23 protein-coding genes are annotated in these 19,598 nt (G+C 56.4%); 2 read left to right on the top strand and 21 right to left on the bottom strand.

Going from position 1 to position 19,598, the window contains the following annotated elements; genetic code table 11:
* Nucleotides 1-38: 38 nt before the first annotated feature.
* The 4 genes from yfeX to FDX09_RS08680 all read right to left on the bottom strand — a co-directional run bounded on the left by yfeX (nucleotide 39) and on the right by FDX09_RS08680 (nucleotide 2,528).
* Nucleotides 39-938 carry a porphyrinogen peroxidase gene (gene yfeX / locus FDX09_RS08695; RefSeq protein WP_042306924.1) on the bottom strand — a complete coding sequence of 300 codons (900 nt, stop codon included), beginning with the start codon at nucleotides 936-938 and terminating at the stop codon, nucleotides 39-41.
* Nucleotides 939-1,031: 93 nt separating this feature from the next.
* Entirely contained in the window at nucleotides 1,032-1,607 is a 576-nt protein-coding gene (locus FDX09_RS08690; RefSeq protein WP_038642508.1) for an RpoE-regulated lipoprotein, read from the bottom strand.
* Between the two features lie 59 nt (nucleotides 1,608-1,666).
* The gene (locus FDX09_RS08685) at nucleotides 1,667-2,116 is read right to left on the bottom strand and encodes a DUF2919 domain-containing protein (protein WP_038642510.1); all 450 of its coding nucleotides are present in this window, start codon (nucleotides 2,114-2,116) and stop codon (nucleotides 1,667-1,669) included.
* Nucleotides 2,103-2,528: a GNAT family acetyltransferase gene (locus tag FDX09_RS08680; RefSeq protein WP_006683546.1), complete on the bottom strand. Its 426-nt coding sequence runs from the start codon at nucleotides 2,526-2,528 to the stop codon at nucleotides 2,103-2,105. The genes FDX09_RS08685 and FDX09_RS08680 overlap by 14 nt, the downstream gene beginning before the upstream one ends.
* A gap of 211 nt (nucleotides 2,529-2,739) precedes the next feature.
* Between FDX09_RS08680 and amiA the strand changes: the two genes are divergently transcribed.
* Both amiA and hemF read left to right on the top strand, forming a co-directional pair.
* Nucleotides 2,740-3,609 carry an N-acetylmuramoyl-L-alanine amidase AmiA gene (gene amiA / locus FDX09_RS08675; protein ID WP_085049240.1) on the top strand — a complete coding sequence of 290 codons (870 nt, stop codon included), beginning with the start codon at nucleotides 2,740-2,742 and terminating at the stop codon, nucleotides 3,607-3,609.
* Nucleotides 3,610-3,611: 2 nt separating this feature from the next.
* On the top strand, nucleotides 3,612-4,511 hold the full coding sequence (gene hemF / locus FDX09_RS08670; protein WP_137347061.1) for an oxygen-dependent coproporphyrinogen oxidase: 900 nt from the start codon (nucleotides 3,612-3,614) through the stop codon (nucleotides 4,509-4,511).
* Nucleotides 4,512-4,595: 84 nt separating this feature from the next.
* On the opposite strand, the gene eutR is transcribed toward hemF, so the two are convergent.
* The 17 genes from eutR to eutS form a co-directional block, all read right to left on the bottom strand.
* Nucleotides 4,596-5,648: an HTH-type transcriptional regulator EutR gene (eutR, locus tag FDX09_RS08665; RefSeq protein ID WP_038642516.1), complete on the bottom strand. Its 1,053-nt coding sequence runs from the start codon at nucleotides 5,646-5,648 to the stop codon at nucleotides 4,596-4,598.
* A gap of 48 nt (nucleotides 5,649-5,696) precedes the next feature.
* A complete protein-coding gene (gene eutK / locus FDX09_RS08660) occupies nucleotides 5,697-6,227 on the bottom strand; it encodes an ethanolamine utilization microcompartment protein EutK (RefSeq protein ID WP_038642518.1) in 531 nt (176 codons plus the stop codon).
* 11 nt (nucleotides 6,228-6,238) lie between these two features.
* Entirely contained in the window at nucleotides 6,239-6,898 is a 660-nt protein-coding gene (gene eutL / locus FDX09_RS08655) for an ethanolamine utilization microcompartment protein EutL (protein WP_003838537.1), read from the bottom strand.
* A 9-nt stretch (nucleotides 6,899-6,907) separates the two neighbouring features.
* Nucleotides 6,908-7,804: an ethanolamine ammonia-lyase subunit EutC gene (eutC, locus tag FDX09_RS08650; RefSeq protein WP_137347060.1), complete on the bottom strand. Its 897-nt coding sequence runs from the start codon at nucleotides 7,802-7,804 to the stop codon at nucleotides 6,908-6,910.
* Nucleotides 7,805-7,824: 20 nt separating this feature from the next.
* Complete coding sequence (gene eutB, locus FDX09_RS08645) at nucleotides 7,825-9,186, bottom strand: ethanolamine ammonia-lyase subunit alpha (RefSeq protein WP_003038029.1); 1,362 nt, start codon at nucleotides 9,184-9,186, stop codon at nucleotides 7,825-7,827.
* Between the two features lie 11 nt (nucleotides 9,187-9,197).
* Nucleotides 9,198-10,601 carry an ethanolamine ammonia-lyase reactivating factor EutA gene (gene eutA, locus FDX09_RS08640; RefSeq protein ID WP_038642524.1) on the bottom strand — a complete coding sequence of 468 codons (1,404 nt, stop codon included), beginning with the start codon at nucleotides 10,599-10,601 and terminating at the stop codon, nucleotides 9,198-9,200.
* Nucleotides 10,598-11,830, bottom strand: coding sequence for an ethanolamine utilization protein EutH (gene eutH / locus FDX09_RS08635; RefSeq protein WP_038642526.1), 1,233 nt, complete (start codon nucleotides 11,828-11,830; stop codon nucleotides 10,598-10,600). Before eutH ends, eutA begins: the two co-directional genes overlap by 4 nt.
* Nucleotides 11,831-11,949: 119 nt before the next feature.
* Entirely contained in the window at nucleotides 11,950-13,137 is a 1,188-nt protein-coding gene (eutG, locus tag FDX09_RS08630) for an ethanolamine utilization ethanol dehydrogenase EutG (protein WP_137347059.1), read from the bottom strand.
* Nucleotides 13,127-13,966, bottom strand: a complete 840-nt coding sequence (gene eutJ / locus FDX09_RS08625; RefSeq protein WP_137347058.1) for an ethanolamine utilization protein EutJ — start codon at nucleotides 13,964-13,966, stop codon at nucleotides 13,127-13,129. The genes eutG and eutJ overlap by 11 nt, the downstream gene beginning before the upstream one ends.
* Nucleotides 13,967-13,978: 12 nt before the next feature.
* Nucleotides 13,979-15,382, bottom strand: coding sequence for an aldehyde dehydrogenase family protein (locus FDX09_RS08620; protein ID WP_038642532.1), 1,404 nt, complete (start codon nucleotides 15,380-15,382; stop codon nucleotides 13,979-13,981).
* An 11-nt stretch (nucleotides 15,383-15,393) separates the two neighbouring features.
* The gene (eutN, locus tag FDX09_RS08615; RefSeq protein ID WP_121529386.1) at nucleotides 15,394-15,681 is read right to left on the bottom strand and encodes an ethanolamine utilization microcompartment protein EutN; all 288 of its coding nucleotides are present in this window, start codon (nucleotides 15,679-15,681) and stop codon (nucleotides 15,394-15,396) included.
* 114 nt (nucleotides 15,682-15,795) lie between these two features.
* A complete protein-coding gene (eutM, locus tag FDX09_RS08610) occupies nucleotides 15,796-16,089 on the bottom strand; it encodes an ethanolamine utilization microcompartment protein EutM (protein ID WP_003835054.1) in 294 nt (97 codons plus the stop codon).
* 40 nt (nucleotides 16,090-16,129) lie between these two features.
* Nucleotides 16,130-17,146, bottom strand: a complete 1,017-nt coding sequence (gene pta, locus FDX09_RS08605; protein WP_038642535.1) for a phosphate acetyltransferase — start codon at nucleotides 17,144-17,146, stop codon at nucleotides 16,130-16,132.
* Nucleotides 17,143-17,946 (bottom strand): ethanolamine utilization cob(I)yrinic acid a,c-diamide adenosyltransferase EutT, encoded by an 804-nt coding sequence (eutT, locus tag FDX09_RS08600; protein WP_087856433.1) that lies wholly within the window; start codon nucleotides 17,944-17,946, stop codon nucleotides 17,143-17,145. Before eutT ends, pta begins: the two co-directional genes overlap by 4 nt.
* Nucleotides 17,947-17,955: 9 nt before the next feature.
* A complete protein-coding gene (eutQ, locus tag FDX09_RS08595; protein ID WP_069324481.1) occupies nucleotides 17,956-18,660 on the bottom strand; it encodes an ethanolamine utilization acetate kinase EutQ in 705 nt (234 codons plus the stop codon).
* Nucleotides 18,638-19,117 carry an ethanolamine utilization acetate kinase EutP gene (gene eutP / locus FDX09_RS08590; RefSeq protein WP_003037998.1) on the bottom strand — a complete coding sequence of 160 codons (480 nt, stop codon included), beginning with the start codon at nucleotides 19,115-19,117 and terminating at the stop codon, nucleotides 18,638-18,640. The genes eutQ and eutP overlap by 23 nt, the downstream gene beginning before the upstream one ends.
* 12 nt (nucleotides 19,118-19,129) lie before the next feature.
* Nucleotides 19,130-19,465: an ethanolamine utilization microcompartment protein EutS gene (eutS, locus tag FDX09_RS08585; protein WP_003037995.1), complete on the bottom strand. Its 336-nt coding sequence runs from the start codon at nucleotides 19,463-19,465 to the stop codon at nucleotides 19,130-19,132.
* Nucleotides 19,466-19,598: the final 133 nt, after the last annotated feature.

The raw sequence follows: 19,598 nt of genomic DNA, 5'->3' as shown, positions 1-19,598 counted from the left end.
AGCATTGCCCGCGGGCTGCTGCTAAGAATAGTGCGACATTACAGTGCCATCAGTCGGTCCAGCGACGGAGCAAAGTAATAGCCGCCGGTTACCGGCTTGGTGAAACGCAGCATGGCGTCGCGCTTACCGTCAGTGTCACCGAACATGCTTAGCAGTTGCTGCTCAATATTATGCAGACGTGCGCAGTAAGCGCAGAAATAGAGACCGTGCGTGCCGCTGGCCGTGCCGTATGGCAGACTCTGGCGCACAATTTTCAGCCCTTTACCGTCTTCTTTCAGATCAACGCGGCTCAGGTGAGAGGTAACCGGACGGTCATCACCGTCGATCTCTTCGTTAGCTTCTTTGGTGCGACCAATCATCATTTCCTGGTCATGAATGCTCATGCGGTTAAGCTGCTTCAGGTTATGTTCCCAACGCTGCACAAACACATAGCTGCCGCCAGCATCCACGCCATCTTTGATCACCGCGACTTCACGGCGCGTTTCTTCACCAGCCGGGTTTTCCGTACCGTCAACAAAGCCGCTGAGATCGCGTTCTTCAACCCAACGGAAACCGTGGATCTCTTCTTTAACGTCAATGCAGTCACCAAATGCTTCCATTGCCGCCTGCGCGACGGAGAAATTCACGTCATGACGCAGAGAGAGTATATGGATCAGCACATCATATTGGGTAGCCGGCGCCAGGCCTTTACCATAAGGGATAAAGTCTTTTAACTCTTCCGCCCCAACGCCGCCGCTTAATGCACGCCAGGTGTTGTTGCCGAAAGCCACAACCGCGCCCAGATGCGCATCCGGGAACTTCGCTTCAAAGGTCGCCAGTTTATCGGCAAAGATTTTGCTGGCCGCACGCAGGGCCTCAACGTCGCCTTTAACATTGGCTTCAATCCAAATCGCCGCACGGCAATGTTCTGGCAAAATGCCACTCTGAACCTGAGACATTGTTCCTCCTGAAAAAAAGATGCCACGACCTCGTGGCATTGATTGGCGCTATTCTACCTGTTTTTTTAGCAAGTCGATTTGTTCAGACGCAAATTAACGCCGCCAGATGATTTTGCTGACTTTCCACGTTTTCAGCGTGTCGTCCGACGGCATTAAGCCCTCAGGCCCGCTCCATTCGCCGGAAAAAATATAGCTAATATGCTGACTTCCTTCAGCTTTACATTCAATGTTCGCGCTGTCATCGCCGGTTGCTTTCTGGCAATTACCAAAGGCTTTGGTGTAAAGGTCGCTAAACGGTGTACCGATTTCGACACCCGCGTCTGATGAAATATCGCTGTCCAGGACATCAATACGGCTGATAGTTCCCTGACTGCCATTGATGACCATTGCCAGCTTGTCATCTTTCATCGCTTCATAGAAGCGCACCACATTACCGTCATCGGTCTTCATCCCGCTGCGCAGGCGGTAATCACCGTCCAGCGCATCAGCAATAGCTTTTTCATCCAGCGGCGTAGCGCCAGTTAACGCGCCGACGCCCTGCTCAGTGACCTGCGTTGAAGAACCGAACCAGTTCCACGGATTGGCGGCAGACCAGTTCACCGACGACAGCGTGGAACACCCGGTCAATAGCAGCGGCATCGCGCATAAAGTCAAACGCAGTGATTTCATTTCACTTCCTTCCTTATTTATCAACGTTGCTTGGAGTCCGGTTTCGCCAAAAAGTGCCGTTATTCTTTCTCAAGGGAAAAACAGGCGCGCAGACGTTGATTGGTTAACAGCCAGACCAGCGCGACGATATCCGCAACCAGCAGCGCCAGTCCGATGCCGTTGACAGGATCGCCTGCCAGCCACATCGCCGGTTGCCAGCAAAGCAGCACCAGTTGCGCGAGAATCAGCAATCCGCGCAGCCAGCGCCACAAAACAGGAAACGCAAAACGCCGCCCGCTGAGTAAAAAAGCCACCACCGCGGGAACGCCGGGAAGCAACCCCAGCCAGAACGCGTTATGGTCGGGATAAAACAGATTCAGTAGCGTATTGCCCTGCTCCCGGGAAGAGCCGGCAATCACAAACAGTACCCAGGTGCGTGCCTGCAGCAGCAGTACGCACCAGAACAGAAAAGGCAGGCGCAGACGTCCGTGACCGTCATAGTCGGCGGGGTGAAATTCAGTACTCTTCATCTTCGATCAAGCGCTTACCGAGATTGAGTACATCCGCATGTTCATAGCCCAGGCGTTCATACATCCCCAACACCAGATCATTATCCTCACGCACCATGATTTGAATCTTCGGACACCCGCGGGCGATGAGCTTTTTCTCCAGTCGGTTAAGCAGCGCATTGGCGATGCCGCGACCGCGAAACTCAGGATGCACGCCCAGGTAATAGGCCGAGCCGCGATGGCCGTCGTAACCGCCCATCACCGTACCGACTACCTCGCCGTTCACTTCAGCGACCAGGAACAAGCTGACGTCATGATTTACTTTACGCTCAATGTCCATTTCCGGGTCATTCCATGGACGCAGCAAATCACAGCGCTCCCAGAGGGTGATCACCTCTTCGAAATCTTCCTGGCGAAAAACGCGTATTTCCATGGTATTGGTTACCTTTTCCGGACGTTAAAAAGCGATTATGGCGCGAACGGCTGATTTAGCCAATATCTGACGCGAAGCGGCGGAAAAAATGGCATAATACGGAATTGTCACGTATTGAAATGAAAAGTAAAACAATTCTTATCCCGATCCGTCGCAACGGACTACGCGATACGATATAACGTCTGGAACCTTTTTTTACAACTCAGGCCGTATGAGCACTTTTAAACCACTAAAAACACTCACATCGCGCCGCCAGGTGCTGAAAGCCGGGCTGGCCGCCCTGACGCTGTCAGGCATGTCGCAAGCCATCGCTAAAGAAGAAGCGCTAAAAACCAATAATGGACACAGCAAACCGAAAGCGAAAAAATCAGGCGCTAAACGCGTGGTTGTCCTTGATCCGGGTCACGGAGGGATAGATACCGGCGCAATTGGACGCAACGGTTCGAAAGAAAAGCACGTGGTACTGGCGATTGCCAAAAACGTGCGCTCTATTCTTCGCAATCAGGGGATTGATGCGCGCCTGACCCGCTCTGGCGATACATTTATTCCGCTTTACGATCGCGTCGAGATCGCCCACAAACACGGGGCCGATCTGTTTATGTCGATCCACGCCGACGGTTTTACCAACCCAAGCGCCGCGGGTGCATCGGTCTTCGCGCTGTCCAATCGCGGCGCCAGTAGCGCTATGGCAAAGTATCTGTCCGATCGCGAAAACCGCGCCGATGAAGTCGCCGGGAAAAAAACCACCGATAAAGATCACTTGTTGCAGCAGGTGCTATTTGATCTGGTGCAAACCGATACCATTAAAAACAGCCTGACGTTAGGCTCGCATATTCTCAAGAAGATCAAACCAGTACACCGTCTGCACAGTCGCAGCACGGAACAGGCCGCCTTCGTGGTGCTAAAATCACCCTCAATTCCTTCGGTACTGGTCGAAACGTCGTTCATTACTAATCCGGAAGAAGAACGTCTGCTGGGTACGGCGGCATTTCGTCAAAAAATTGCTACCGCTATCGCCAATGGCATCATCAGTTATTTCCACTGGTTTGATAACCAGAAAGCACACTCGAAGAAACGTTAATCATGAAGCCCGATGCACAGCGCGTAAAACAGTTCCTACTTAGCCTGCAGGACGATATTTGCCAGCGATTATCCGCCGTAGACGGCGCCGAGTTCAGTGAAGATAGCTGGCAGCGTGAAGCGGGCGGCGGCGGGCGCAGTCGGGCGCTGCGTAACGGCGGTATTTTCGAGCAAGCGGGCGTCAATTTCTCTCACGTCCACGGCGACGCGATGCCGGCCTCGGCCACCGCCCATCGACCAGAGCTTGCCGGACGCAGCTTTGAAGCCATGGGCGTCTCGCTGGTGGTGCATCCACTCAATCCCTACATTCCGACCAGTCATGCCAACGTGCGGTTTTTTATCGCGGAAAAACCGGGTGCCGACCCAGTCTGGTGGTTTGGCGGCGGCTTTGACTTAACGCCCTACTACGGCTTTGAAGAGGATGCGGTACACTGGCACCGTACGGCGCGGGATCTGTGTCAGCCGTTCGGTGATGACGTTTATCCCCGTTACAAAAAGTGGTGCGATGACTACTTCTTCCTTAAACACCGCAACGAGCAGCGCGGCATTGGCGGGTTGTTTTTCGATGATTTGAATACGCCGAATTTTGACCACTGCTTCGCCTTTATGCAGGCGGTGGGGCAAGGTTACACCGAGGCGTATCTGCCCATTGTTGAGCGACGTAAAGCGATGAACTGGGGCGAGCGCGAGCGTGATTTCCAGCTTTATCGTCGCGGGCGCTATGTCGAATTTAACCTGGTGTGGGATCGCGGCACATTGTTCGGTCTACAGACCGGTGGGCGCACGGAATCAATTCTGATGTCGATGCCGCCGCTGGTGCGCTGGGAGTATGACTGGCAGCCGGAAGCGAACAGCCCGGAAGCTGCCCTTAGCAAGTTTATTCAGGTCCGCGACTGGGTGTGATTGCCTGATGGCGCGACGCTTATCCGGTCTACAGCCCTTAGGCCGGATAAGACGCAAAGCGTCGCATCCGGCACCATAATCTTATCACGCCCACTGCCGCATACGCTGATGCAGCGTCAACGACGGTTTTTCCGCAAACAACTGCTGGTAGTCGGTAGCAAACTGCCCTAAATGCCAGAATCCCCACTGCATGGCGGCATCTTTCACCGTCGTACTCTGCGACCACGGGCTTATCAACTCGCGACGCACGGCGTTCAGGCGAATACGTTTTAACCAGGCATTCGGACCAATACCCAGTATCGCGTGAAAGGCGTTTTGCAACGTCCGGCGACTAACGTGCAGTTGGTTACACAAATCGAGCACGGTCAGCGGCTCTGACATGTTTTCCAGCACATATTCGCGCGCACGTGACAACAGACGACGATAGCTCTGATGGCTGATGCTCTCAGCGGTTATAATCGGCTGCGCTTCTTCCAGCATAGTCCCCATCGCCAGCAACAGGTTATCGCCCAACACTTTGCGTACCGCAGGTTGACGCAGGTTTTCCGGATTCTCGCTAAACGTCGCCAGCGCCTGCTGCACAAAGCCCCATAGCGCGGCTTTGTGCTGTTCTTTGACTTCCAGCGCCGACTGGTTGCGCAGCATATGCAGCACCCTTTCCGGGTTATGCAGGAAGTTGGCCTGACGGGCAATCGCCTCTTCCGAAATGACAACCCCCAGAATGGTGTAATCATCCGGCGTACTCAGTTCAAACTCCGTCCCGCCTGGACGGGTGGCAATTTCAGCACTTCCCAGACATTGGGCGCCAATAAATCCCTGTTCGCCGCGCGTGGCCGGAATACCAAACCAGAACGAGTTCGGCCAGACAAGGCATGACTGGCGCAGCGCGAGTCCGGTGTATTCACGGAAAACCTGAATATCGTCGAGCAGGATTTCCGTGAACTCGCCATGAAATTTTCCCGGATGCAGCTGGTCGTAAATCTGCTGCCAGGCGGTAATCGTCAGCGCGTGTTCATATACATCCGTTGTTCGCCGCTGGTGAACGTTGTCCACCTCTACTTTCGGCGTAAGTTTAACGTCTTCGGGTAGTGCTTCATGATAAAGATGGTGCAAGTTTGCAGTACGGTTCTTTTTCATGATCTTTTAAGCCGGAAGCTTCAGGGAAGCCCCCGGCCCTCCGACAGGTTAATTTTTTAAGCGATAGCGACTACTACGTTTACGCAACGCTCCGTCAGAAAAGAGCTGTTCCAGCGCCTTTCTGGCTTCATCAAGTGACCAGCCAAAGTGGGCAGCCACTTCCCCTGCCGTCATTCCTTGACGGACCGATGCCAACAGCGTCAGAAGTTGTGCAGAGGATTCAGACGTCAACGGGGCGTCCTGCGTCTTCTCTGCTTTTACGTCTGTTTTTACATCTGGCTTCTGTTCTGGTTTCTTCGGCTGGCGCTTAAAACCGCCGATCAGCCACTGGGTGTCATCGTCCGGTCGGCCTATCTCTTTACGGCTGATAACACGGCCCGTACGCGCTGCGGCGGCGCTGCCGGCATCAAGCGCTGCGCGGCACGCCGCCAGATCGCCTTCCACCACCAGCGTCAGCCTGCCAGGATCGAGCACTTCGTGGCTCAGCAGGCGTACGTTCGCGGCTTTCAGCATGGCATCCGCCGCGTCTACGGCAGCCACCATGCCATCCACTTCCAGTAATCCCAGTGCATTGATCATCACAACCTCTCTTACGCGCGCTGGATTGGATTACGGGCAATATCCAGAACGGCATCGGCAAAGGCGTTACATGCGGCTTTACAAGCGGCCTGGCTACCGGTCAAAAACGCTGCTGAATAGTTGGTTTCTGACGGCGGCGGCACGTAGGTCACCAGTTGTACATCGGCAGATTTCAGCGCCGCATCAATACCAAATGTTGCTTCCAGCGGCGGCGCCACCAGATACGCCATCGGATCGCCAAGTCGGCATCCCGCCGTCGCGGAAAGATACGAACCGGTACGCGAAACCACGTGCGCCAGGAAAGCGGTATCTTCTGCGTCATTCGCCCACTGGAACGCTGCGCCGCTTTCAATGTTGGCCACCATCGCGTCCAGACCCGCGCGAACTTCAGCCGGGTTGGGTCCACCGAGCATAATCAATACTTCGCCCGAGGTTGGAGAGGGACTATGCGCCGCCCCGGCATACAGCGAGCGGCCATAAACCACTTCCACCATCGCCTGTTTTGTCGCTTCGTCTGCGGCAATATACGCCACGTCATCAGAGTCTGCTGTGATGAGTCCGAGGCTACGGATATGTGGCGGTAACTTAAGCTCGCGGGCAAAACCGTCATTTACCGAGGCAATCACGCGCATTGCGGTGACTGAAGGTCTAATCAAATCTAATGCTGGCATGATGCCTCCTTAACGGGTCATATTGATGCCGGAAGCTTTTTGCTCCAGCATGCGCTTGGCCAAATCCACAATTACCGCCGCAGCTTCAACCGGTGGCGTACCGCCCTGGTGAATGTTCGAGATACAGGTACGGTCAGCTTCTACGGTCGTCGCAACGCGCGGCGAATAGACGGCGTAGCAGGAGAGACTTTCCGACTGACCGAGGCCCGGACGTTCACCCACCAGCAGGATCACCGCTTTCGCGCCCAGCAGCTCGCCGATCTGATCTTCGATTTTTACGCGACCATAGCGAACGAAGAACGGGGTCCCAACCTTCAGTCCGGCCTGTTTTAAGCCCGACAACAATGGCGGCAGAATCTCTTCGTAGTTGGCGGTGATAGCGTCGGTAGACAGGCCATCAGAGATAATCACCTGCACATCCGGGTTCATCACACACTGCGATTTCAGCGCATCAATGGCTTCCGCGCTCAGACGACGGCCAAGATCCGGGCGCGTCAGATACAGGTTTTTGTCGCTAATTTCCGAGCGTACTTCCAGCAGCCCCTGCGCTTTTACCCACTCTTCCGGCACTTCTTTTAATACCGTATCTTTTGAACGCGAGTGGTCGGCCAGGAAGCGCAGCAACGCCTGGGTACGCGGACGAGGACCGGCGCGACCGGTACATACACGCGCCGCGGTACTGCGCCGCAGTTCAGTCAACACCTCTGCGCGGTGCGGATTCTCAACGCCTATCCACGCTTTGGCTTCGGCTGAACCTAAGTCCATCACACAACTTTCACCAGTCGGCGCGGCGCACTGCGTGGTGCTGCATTTTGCTGGTGCTGACGGTTCTTGAGCCTGCGGTTGAGACTCCCCCATTGACGCCATTACGCTGCGTACAATTTCTTCAATCTGTTTTTGATCCATCGTGTTTCATCCCCGCATCATCAAAAGAACAGTGACGGATCGCCCGCCCGTTTGGTCAGGCGACCGTTTGCCATAATGCCCATGGTTTCCAGCCAGCGTTCAAATTCCGGCGACGGGCGCAGGTTCAGCAACTGGCGGACGGTCGCGGTATCGTGGAATGCGGTGGTCTGATAGTTGAGCATGATGTCGTCGCCGAGCGGCATGCCCATGATGTAGTTACAGCCAGCGGTGGCGAGCAGAATCATCAGGTTTTCGTTAAGGTTCTGGTCAGCATCAGCATGGTTGGTGTAGCAGCAGTCGCAGCCCATTGAGATGCCGCTCAGCTTGCCCATAAAGTGATCTTCCAGACCGGCGCGAATGATCTGACGGTCGTTGTAGAGATACTCCGGCCCGATAAAGCCCACGACGGTATTCACCAGGAACGGATCGTAGTGCCGCGCCAGCCCGTAGTTACGCGCTTCCATTGTTACCTGATCGGCGCCAAAGTTTGCGCCAGCGGAGAGCGCCGACCCTTGTCCGGTTTCGAAGTACAGGCAGTTTTCCCCGGCGATACGGTTGAATTCAGCGCCTACGGCGCGCGCTTCGTCGAGCATTGCCAGCTCAACACCGAACTCTTTTAAACCTTTCTCGCTGCCGCAGATACTCTGGAAGATCAATCCACCCGGCGCGCCGCGACGAATCGCTTCAATCTGGGTGGTAACGTGCGCCAGTACGCAGCCCTGGGTCGGAATATTGAATTTATCGATAACGCCGTACACGGTATCGAGCACGCGGCTTAAGTTTTCCACGTCATCCGTTACCGGGTTTACGCCGATCACCGCATCGCCCGCCCCGAAAGACAGCCCTTCATAGATTTGCGCCGCAATACTCTGCACGTCGTCACGGGTGTCGTTCGGCTGCAAACGGCAGCTAAAGGTGCCCGGCAGACCGATGGTGGTGTTAGCCTTTTTGATCACTGGCATTTTCTTGCCGCCGTAGATCAGGTCCGCGTTGGAGCAGATTTTTGCTACCGCAGCGACCACCTCCGACGTTAACCCTTTGCGCGTAAACGCGATGTCATCAACGGAGGTTTCATCGCTCAGCACGTACTCGCGCAGCTCGCTGATACTCCAGTTTTTGATGCGGTTATAGGCCGTTTCATTGACGTCATCCTGAATCAGACGCGTCACGCAGTCCTCTTCATAGGAAATCACCGGGTTATTGCGGATATCCGCTACCGTCATTTCCGACAATACCTGCTTGGCCGCCACGCGTTCCTGTGAACTGGTTGCAGCTACCCCTGCCAGCACATCCCCCGAACGCAGTTCGTTGGCTTTAGCCAGCACCTCTTTAACATCCTTAAACTGATAAACATTGCCGAACAATGTGGTCTTTAGTTTCATAAGTCGTTCCCTCAGGAAGGAAATGCGAGTGATTTCACCGTCACCGGCACAACCGATCCGCCAAAAAGAGGCGTACCAATGTCGATATAGTCCCCCGCCCGGACAACCACCTCATCGATGACCGCCAGCGGGTGTTGCTGTAACTGTGGGCGTAACAGCATGCCCAGGGCTTTACCAAAATCCTGCTCGGCTACCACCAGCAGGGGATGCGGATTCGGATAGCGCGCGACAAAAGCCAGCAGCGCATCAATTACCGTTAACAGCGCGGCATAGCGCACCGGCAGAGAACCGGGCAACGCCAGCACGTAGGCGTCCGTTTGCGGATCCAGATCGAGCTGCATTAACGCCTGTTGCCAGGCGGCCACCAAATCAGCCTCATCAACCGGAATCGCCACCGGCAGATTGCGCAGCGGAAGCGCCACGCCTTCCAGCCAGATGGTGCTGCCCGAAAGCGACAGCGTATGCGCCCCGGCGCCAATCACCGTGGCGCGCACGGTTTGCGCCGGGAACTGCACGTTCATCTCACGCAGGCGCGGATGTTCATGCAGCGCCGTGGCGAGCAGCGGTCCAATGTCGGAAAAACAGAACGGATCGGCAGGTTGGTTGCGGTAGCACTCGCCTACCCCGCCGGACAACGTAATCACTTCCGGCTTCACGCCCGCAGGCAGCAGACCGGTTTGCATCAGCGCCTGCGCCAGCGGTGAAAGCGTGCCGTCAATCACCTCCACAATCAGCGCCGCCATGCGCCGCGCCACCGCAACCAGTTGCGCCGCATTGAGGGTTCGGGCGTCAAAGCCAGGACCAAATACGTCATCAACAATCATCTGTCCCGGCTGATGCGCGTGCACCACGTGCCCCTGACCGTCGGTTTCCAGCAGTCGCCCGCCGACGTTCAGACAGGCCGAACCACTGACTTTTCCGGCGTCGAACAGCGCATAGTTCGACGTCCCGCCACCGATGTCGATATTCAGTACACGGCACAACTTCTGCTCAGACAGCGTTTGCGCCCCCGCGCCGTGACCGGCGATCACCGACTCCAGATGCGGACCGGCGCTGGCAACCACGAAGTCCCCCAGCGACTGGGAGAGCGTCATTACCGCCGGGCGGGCGTTACGGGTTTTGGCGCTTTCTCCGGTGATGATGATCGCGCCGGAATCAACGGTCTCAGGTGCGATGCCTGCCGCCTGATACTGGGCAAGGATCAGTGCCTTAAGTTCGGCCTCTTTCAACCCGCCCTGCTTATCAACAGGGGTAAAGAACACCGGGCTTTGCCAGCTAATTTCGCGTTTGATGAATTCATAGCGCGGCACCTGCGACACAGCCGCACGGTTAACCAGCTCAAGGCGCGAGAAGATCACCTGAGTCGTGGTGGTGCCGATATCAATACCGACGCTCAGTAGCTGGCGAGTGTTCACGATTGCGCCTCCGGGTTGGTTTCTACTTCTGCTGGCACGTTTTCATCTTTCGGTACCAACAGCATAGCCACGCCAATCGCCGTTACGCCGCCAATCAGCTTGCCGACAATCATCGGGAAGATCATGGCGTTCATGTTGGCGGCGGCGAAACCTAAGTGGTCACCCAAGGCGAAGGCCGCGGAGACCGCAAAGGCGCAGTTGATCACTTTCCCGCGGGTATCCATATTCTTCATCATGCCGAACATTGGGATGTTGTTGGCCAGCGTCGCCACCATGCCAGCAGCCGCAATATTATTAACTTTTAACAGGTTACCGACGCTCATCAGCGGCTTTTCAAACCAGCGGGTCAGCAGCAGCACCATCGGGTACGCACCCAGCAGCACGCAGGAGATAGAACCGATAACTTCGATGGCGCGCATTACTTCACCCGGCTTGTCGCCCGGCGCCATGAAGATAGGGTCCAGACCCGGGATCAGCTCCCAACCAAGCAGGAATTTGATGACTGCCGCAGCCAGACCGAGGGTGATCAGCGCCACCAGAAATTTCGCGAAGATCTGGAAACCGTTGATCATTTTTTCCGGGATAAATTTCAGCCCCAGCGCCACCAGCACAGCAACGATGATCACCGGGATCATGTTCATCAGGATCAGCGCGAAGGTAAACTCCACCGGCTGCCCGTTGATTTCGACGCCGGAGTACATCGCGACCAATCCCCCCGCGATACAGCCAATCGGAATGGTGACGATACCGGCCAGCACGCCCAGCGCCAGATAACGACGGTCAGACGGTTCAATAATCCCCAGCGCAACCGGAATAGAGAACACCAGAGTCGGCCCCATCATCGCCCCAAGGATCAGGCCAGAGTACAGCCACGCCGCAACGTCGCCGCCCGCCAGTTCTTTCGCCAGGAAGAAGCCGCCCATGTCGCACGCCAGCAGCGTTCCGGCAAACATCGACGGGTTCGCGCCCAGCATTTCGTACAGCGGAATAATCACCGGTCCGAGCAAATGCGCCAGTACCGGCGCCAGTGCGGTCATACCGACCATCGCCAGGCCCAACGCGCCCATCGCCATAAAACCTTCTTCAAACTGACCGCCCGATCCCTCAATACTCTTACCGAATTTACCGAGGAAGCGCGCTGAACCGCCGAACTGCGACAGGATCCTGTCCACGGCGGCAATCAGCATAAAGAACATCATGATGTACATGATGATTTCGTTAATTCCCATAGCCCCTACTCCCTGTCATTTGTGATTTGTAGGCCGGATAAGACGTTTCCGTCGCCTCCGGCATTAACGCCGTGTTATTGCCGGATGGCGGTGCGAGCACCTTATCCGGCCTACAGGCATTACCCGGCAACCGCGTACAGGTCGATAATCTGCGCCTGCGTGGCGGTACGAGGGTTACTGCGAATACAAATATCCTCCAGCGCGGCGTCAGCCCATGCGCTGTAATGCTCGGGCTTTGCCCCAACGTCAGAGAGCCGTTTGGTCTGGCCCACTTCGCTAATCAGCTCGCTGACGGCATTGATGGCATCGCGATCGTCCGCCTTCTTGTTGGTTAACGCCCGCCCGATATGGCTGAAACGCTCGCGACACACCATGCGGTTGAACCCCATTACCGTGGGCAGCAACATGGCGTTAGCCTGTCCGTGCGGGATGTGCAGCGTAGCGCCCGGCTGGTGCGCCATCGCATGACACAGGCCCAGCCCGGCGCTGGAAAACGCCATCCCGGCCATACAGGAGGCCAGCAGCATACTCTCCCGCGCCGCCAGATCCTGCCCATAGCCGACGGCCTTCGGCAGCGATTTACCGATCATCGCAATCGCACCAATCGCCAGGCTGTCGGTAAACGGCGTCGCGTTCAGGGCGCTGTACGCTTCAACGGCATGCGTCAGCGCATCAATACCCGTCATCGCCGTGACGTGCGCGGGCACACCTTCCGTTAGCGCTGCATCAAGAATCGCCACGTCCGGCATCAGAGACGCATGCGCCAGTACTTTTTTAAGTCCGCTCGCGGCGTCGATAATCACCGTGACATTAGTGGTTTCCGACCCCGTTCCGGCGGTAGTCGGTACGGCAATCAGCGGCAAACGCGGTCGTAACGCGCTGTGCTCGCTCATGTCAGCCAGGGTCTGCGTGGGATTAGTCACCAGCAACGCCACTGCCTTAGCGGCATCCAGTACGGAACCTCCGCCAAAGGCCACCACGCCGTCGCACTTCGATTCACGCAGTTGCGCGACCGCGGCGCAGACATCCGTAATGCACGGTTCGCCCACCGGGCACGGCCACAGCGTCATCGCCACACCTTTCATCGCCAGGCTGCGTTCCAGTGCGGCGGTCATTCCCGCCTGATGCAGGAAGCTGTCGACCATGACAAACATGTGCGTCAGTCCGCGCGTTTGTGCTTCCTGTCCGCATGTACTGAGCGCTCCCAGCCCACAAAGGGTGACCGGTGGAACGCTAAACGTTTTTACGCGTTGCAGATTCAGGGTATCGAATGCCTGAAAGAGCGCGGTCTGCAATTCAGCTTGCATAGATTCCTTCCGCTTTTTCTTTTCCGCTGTTGGCAATCGCCAGCGGGGTCATAAACAGGCTGTGCTGAGGTAAATGCACCTGCAGTTCCGGAAAGCGCTTACGGAACAGCTCACCCACGCCCGGCTGCATGCAGGAACCGCCAGCCAGCCATAAATCGGTGACACCCTGCCCGGCAATATGGTGAGCCACGATTTCCGCCATTTTTTCGTAGACTGGCTTCACCACCGGCCAGATCTCCTGACCGTTGCTGCGTTTGTACTGTTCGGCTTCTTCCAGTTGGATACGGCGGTTCCCGGCCAGCGTCAGAGAAATGTGGTGCCCGCCGGTCGCTTCATCGGCGGAATACGTCACTTTGCCCTGCTTAACAATGGCTATCCCGGTGGTGCCGCCACCGATATCCACCACGCCAGCGTTATCGAGCTGCAACAGATCCGCCACGGCGGTCGGCTCGTCGAGCACATGACTCACTTCAAGTCCGGCTGACTCCAGCACGTTGATGGAGATACGTGGGTCCGTTCCCGGTGGGAATGAGGTTGCCGCATGGGTAAATCGACAACCCAGTTGTTGCTCAAGCGTATCGAGATGGCGACGAACAATGGTTACTGCGCCGAAGAAATCCCAGACGATGCCATCGCGCACGACATCGGCCCAGTCGAGGCAAACCGCTACCGGCTGCCCGTCACCGTCGACGACCATCGACACCACATCACACGTCCCCAAATCAACGCCCAGCCATAGCGGTGATTCGCTCTCAGCAGGCGTCTGGTTGCATAGCGTGGCTGCTTTTTGCAGTCTGGGTGTCAGCCAACGTTGTTCGTCGTGCGCCATCTCTTTTACTCCTTATACAATTCTGAAGGCGTCCACCAACACACAGCGACGCAGACGCACAAACGTACGCGCGCTGGTCACCCCTTCCCCGGTTGGCGTGGTAATGGTCATCGTGGTCCAGCCTTCGCCGCCAAGTCCCAGACCGGCAATACACGGCCCGTTCTTAACGAAAATGCTGGTATCAATGGCGTTCGCCATGCGGTTCATGTTGTCGATGTTGCGTGAGTGCATCGCCGCCGTATGGTGACAACCGCCTTCAAGCCTGACCGCCAGTTCAATGGCGTCATCGACGTTAGCGACTCGCACGACCGGTAGAACCGGCATCATCAGTTCGGTGACGGCAAACGGATGCGTCGCGGAGGTTTCGACGAATAACAGCCGGGTTTGCTCCGGTACGTTCAGACCAATCGCCGCTGCGATTTTTCCTGCATCGCGCCCTACCCAGTCACGACTGACCGTGCCTTTACCGCGCTCATCGATATTTTTCAGCAGCACTGGTTGCAGCTGTTCAGCCTGGGCCGCGGTCAGTTTCACCGCATGCTGGCTTTCCATCAGACGCATCAGCTCATCGGCGACGCTGTCGACCACAATCAGCACTTTTTCGTCGGCGCAGATGATGTTGTTGTCAAACGAAGCACCCTTGACGATCGACTGCGCCGCGCGGGCCAGGTCGGCCGTTTCATCGACCACCACCGGCGGGTTACCCGCACCGGCGGCAATCAGACGTTTGTTGGTGTGTTTACGCGCGGCATCTACTACGGCTTCGCCACCGGTGACGACCAGCAGGCCGATACCTGGGTACTTGAACAACCGCTGGGCGGTTTCGATGTCCGGGTTAGCAACGGTCACCAGCAGGTTTGCCGGACCGCCTGCAGCGACCACCGCCTGGTTAAGCAGGGTGATTGCGCGCTGAGAAACTTTTTTCGCCGCCGGATGCGGCGCGAAGACCACGCTGTTGCCAGCGGCGATCAGGCTAATGGCGTTGTTAATAACGGTTGCGGCCGGGTTGGTGGACGGTGTCACCGAAGCCACCACGCCCCACGGTGCGTTTTCAATCAGCGTCAGGCCGTTATCGCCGGTCAGGACCTGTGGAGACAGGCATTCCACTCCCGGCGTGCCGCGCGCCTGCGCCACGTTTTTGGCAAATTTATCTTCTACGCGTCCCATGCCGGTTTCTGTAACGGCAAGCTCCGCTAATTCTCTGGCGTGCTTTTCGCCCGCCTCACGTAGCGCCGCGATAGCCAGTTGGCGCATGGCGACGCTTTTCAGCCCTTGCTGGGCCAGTTTTGCTGCCGCCACTGCGTCATCCAGGGAGGCAAAAACGCCCATTTCTTGAACGGCACTGACGGGTTGGCTGCTGTCTTTCATTTTCAGCAGTACCGCTTTCACGACCTGTTCAATATCCTGTTGATTCATGATTTTCTGCCTTATTTATGGAAGATCACCTGACCACCTGCCACCACTTCATCGACAATGCCAATCACGCACAGATCGACAGGTGATGATTCGTTACGGTGCGCCTGACGGGCTGAGCTTCCGCTGACCAGCAGCACCCACTCTCCGGTTCCCGCCCCGATGCTGTCGATAGCAACAGCACATTGCCCGTTGGGATTACCCTGGGCATCAATCATTTCCACCATCAGCAACTTGTCGTGCGCGAGCCCCTGATGGCGTACGGTACAAACAATTTGTCCTGTGACGATTGCCAGTTTCATACGCGCCTCCGTGGCATATTTCAGGTAAAACCTCCCCCTACCCTCCGCAGAAGGTAATGTGAAAAGGAGAGAGGGTGACGCCAGCAATGCAGTCTGTGGCGTCACATGGACGACTTACATGTCGTTGCTGTCGCCTTTAAAGCTGATCGGGAATACTTCTTCCAGATCGCCATGCGGACGCGGGATCACATGTACGGAAACCAGCTCGCCAATACGCTGTGCAGCCGCAGCACCTGCGTCCGTTGCGGCTTTGCATGCCGCTACGTCGCCACGGACCATGGCAGTGACCAGACCGCCACCGATCTGCTTCACGCCAACCAGTTTCACGCGTGCCGCTTTAACCATTGCGTCAGAAGCCTCAATCAGTGCAACCAGGCCCCGGGTTTCAATCATTCCTAATGCTTCCATTATGCTTTCCTCTTAAGTCAAAGGGGTCCAGAACGGGACCTTATACAACCAGTGTGTGCGAGGCGTTTTCACGACTCACGTCAGTCTGGCGCGGCACTGCTGCCACCAACGCCAGTTCGATAATTTCCTGTACGCTACAGCCGCGAGAGAGGTCATGAAGCGGTGCGGCAAGCCCCTGGATCAGTGGCCCGACTGCACGATAACCTCCCAAACGCTGGGCGATTTTGTAACCAATATTGCCTGCTTCAAGCGACGGGAAGACCATCACATTGGCATTGCCCTTTAACGGACTTGCAGGCGCTTTTTGCGCGGCGACATCCGGAACAAAGGCGGCATCAAATTGCAGTTCGCCATCCACCATAAGCTGCGGCGCACGTTCACGAACGATCTCCGTGGCCTGCTGCACGTTAGCGACGTTGGGGTGACGGGCACTGCCATTACTTGAAAACGACAGCATGGCCACGCGCGGTTCTTCCCCCGTAATTGCCTGCCAGGTCTGCGCGCTGGCAATCGCAATATCCGCCAGTTGTGCGGCGGTGGGCTGGGGTACGACGCTGCAATCGGCAAATCCTAATGACGGTCCGAGATACTGCGGCAGCATCAGGAAAATTGACGACAGCGTTTTACAGCCAGGCTGTAGCCCAATAATGCGTAACCCGGCGCGCAGCACGTTTGCCGTCGACGAAAGATTGCCGGCAATACAGACATCCGCTTTTCCCGCGCTGACCATTGCGGCGGCGAACATTAATGGGTCATTGAGTTTTTCCAGCGCATCGGCTGGCGTTTTATCTCCCGCGCGGGCCAGCCAGCGCAGCGCAAACTCTTCGCGCATTGCCAGATTGCTTTGCGGATCGATAACCTGGATACCATCCATCGCCACCCGATGGCTGAGAGCAAACTGGCGCAAGGCAAATGGACTGGCGACGAGAATGGGGCGCGCCAGACCGTGCTGATGCAGATAATTCGCCGCTTTCAGCACCCGGACATCCAGCGCATCCGGGAACACCACCCGGGCAGGTGAGCGTTGGGCGAGTTGACGAGCACGTTCAATGATCATGGCTTCTCCCCCAGTCGCTGTTGAATTTGGCTAACCGTCAGCGGATGCTTCGCCACGCTCAGAATCATCATCACGTAGACTGTACTGGAAAGGCGGTTAAGCGCCTGCATGATGTCCGGTCGCATAACGTCAAAACTGCGGGTGATGAAGACCTGCGCCGCCACCGTCTCCGTTTCACGGACTTTGGTACGCAGCAGATTCAGCAACGCGCAATCACGTCCGTGGCTGGCCTCAGGCACCAGATGATCGTGATCCAGATAGCGCAGCGGATGATGTGAAAGCCGGTGTAAATCTTCGTCGCTCAAACCGACGATAGCTTGTGCGGCCAGCGGCTCGTCCATAGCATCGGCGCGCATAATATTGCCCAGACGTGAGCGAATATCCGCCAGCCATGGCTGCCACGGTTCCGCCAGCTCGATCTGCAACCACACGGCCAGAGCGATAGTGCTGTCCAGCGCGGCGCGAAATCCCAGACGCGGATCGCTTTTGGCTACCATCTTGTCTGCCGTCAGATGCGTCAGCGTGTCTGGTTTCTTCGCCACCGGTTGATGACACAGTTCGCAGCTGGCCTGGGGATGGGTAGCGCTGCTGGTTAAACCATGCACCGGCTGCGGCTGCTGTTCTTCGTCATCAATAAACAGGCTGCCCTGCTCGTCGATAAACTTAATGCGCAGATGTCGGCTTTCCAGTAATTCCCGGGCAGACGGCGTCAGGCGAGCATCAGCGGGGAGATGAATTTCAGCCCCTTCGCTGAGCGTATGATTCGCTCTGAGCCATGCTTCGGTAATGAAATCCTTCATACATCCGCCTTAGCAGGACTGCCAGTTCGCAGGCCAGGCCACATACAGAAACTTCACCGTCGATGGCGTACCAAATTCAATGCTGGAGCCTTTCGGGATAAACATGACGTCCCCGGCTTTAGCAATCATGGTTTCGCCTTCGTGACGAACGTGCAGCTCGCCTTCCAGAATCATGTCGATTTCGTCGTAGTTCAGCGTCCATGGGAAAAAGGCGTTATCCCACTGCATGAACCCGGCGGCCATGCTGCTACCGTCCTGGTCGGTCACCAGGTCGGTTAAGCCAACGCAGTGCGGTTGCGCGCCGTCAAAACGCCCAAACTTCACGCTGCTACCGTCGATGACTTTGACACCACCTTTGCCGGTGACCGATTTAAAGCTCGGCTGCATTCCGCCCTGCTCCAGCGACTGTTTCTCCTTCATGACTTTGTCCATCAGCTGCGCGACCAGGCTTTCGGTAAATTGCCCTTCGGGCAATTGCGCAATGATGGTTTCACGAATGCGCTGGCTCTCCGTTTTGCCATCATCCGCCGCAGCCGGTGCAGCAGCGGCGGCAGTTGGCGCGGATTCGTCGCATTCACGGATAGTGACGCCCAGCAGCTCCGCCACTTCGCGTGCCTCTGGGGTGATGATGCTGGCGCGCAGAACAACCGACATTTCCTGTTCGCCGCGTGCGTGGGCCGCACGAATATCGTTAGCTGTGATGAGTTTTTTCACCTGCCCTTTCCTCCTTTTGGCTGAGCTCAGTCAGATAATCCACCAGGTGCTGCACGCTGCGCGGGTCATGGCTATTGAGCTCGAAAATCGGCTCCTGAAACCCCATCCCGCGAAGTAATTGTCGCGTTGCGGCGACGTCGGCATCCGGCATGTCCGTTTTGCTGATAACGGCGATTTGTCGTTTACTGGCGCCGATATCCAACAGCCCGGCAGGTAAGCGACTTTCTTTATCATTTGCCGCGTGTATATAAATCAACGTATCGACATCCTGCAGCGTGGTAATTAAGGCGTGGTACCAGCGCGGATGGCTAAAATATTCTCCCGGCGTATCGATATCGCCATTTTCATTAAACTCAACGGCCTGTGTTTTTCTGGCGAGGGAATAATTCCCCTGTAGCGCATTAAAGAGCGTTGTTTTCCCCGCGCCCACCGTACCGACAAACGCAATACGTTTCATCGCCGCCTCTGATTAACTTTTTGTCAGGTTGCACAACGTGAAATTTAATAACCGACCCAGACCGCTCACCGTCTGTAATAGCGCTTCTTCTACCGCGCCTACCGAGCCATAAATCACCAGTGCCCCGCTGAATCTATCGAGAAAGCCGATATGTACATCCGCCGCCTTCATGGCTAAGTCACCGGCAATCATCGCGGTTTCGCCTGGCGTCAGCGTCATAATGCCGATGGCGCCCGCCTCGGGAACACCGATCTTTTTCGCCAGTTCTTCGCCAGGGTGCGCAATGAGATGCGCCAGCGTGACCTGTTTCCCCGGCACAAATTCCTGAATGATGCGTTCTTTTTCCATTGCTCACCGCCTCCGCTGAAACTGCCCTCATCGTGGCAATTTTTTGTCAGAGTAAATAACAAAATTCGGCAACCAGGTTTAAAAGGTGAAGTGGATCACTAAGAAAAGGAAAATAAAAAGGCGCGGGAGAGAC

The sequence above is a fragment of the Citrobacter sp. wls717 genome (assembly GCF_005280955.1).
In the GTDB taxonomy this organism is placed as follows: Bacteria; Pseudomonadota; Gammaproteobacteria; order Enterobacterales; family Enterobacteriaceae; genus Citrobacter; species Citrobacter werkmanii.
Note: the sequence above shows the minus strand (reverse complement) of the source record. Positions and strands in the feature narration are given on the sequence as shown.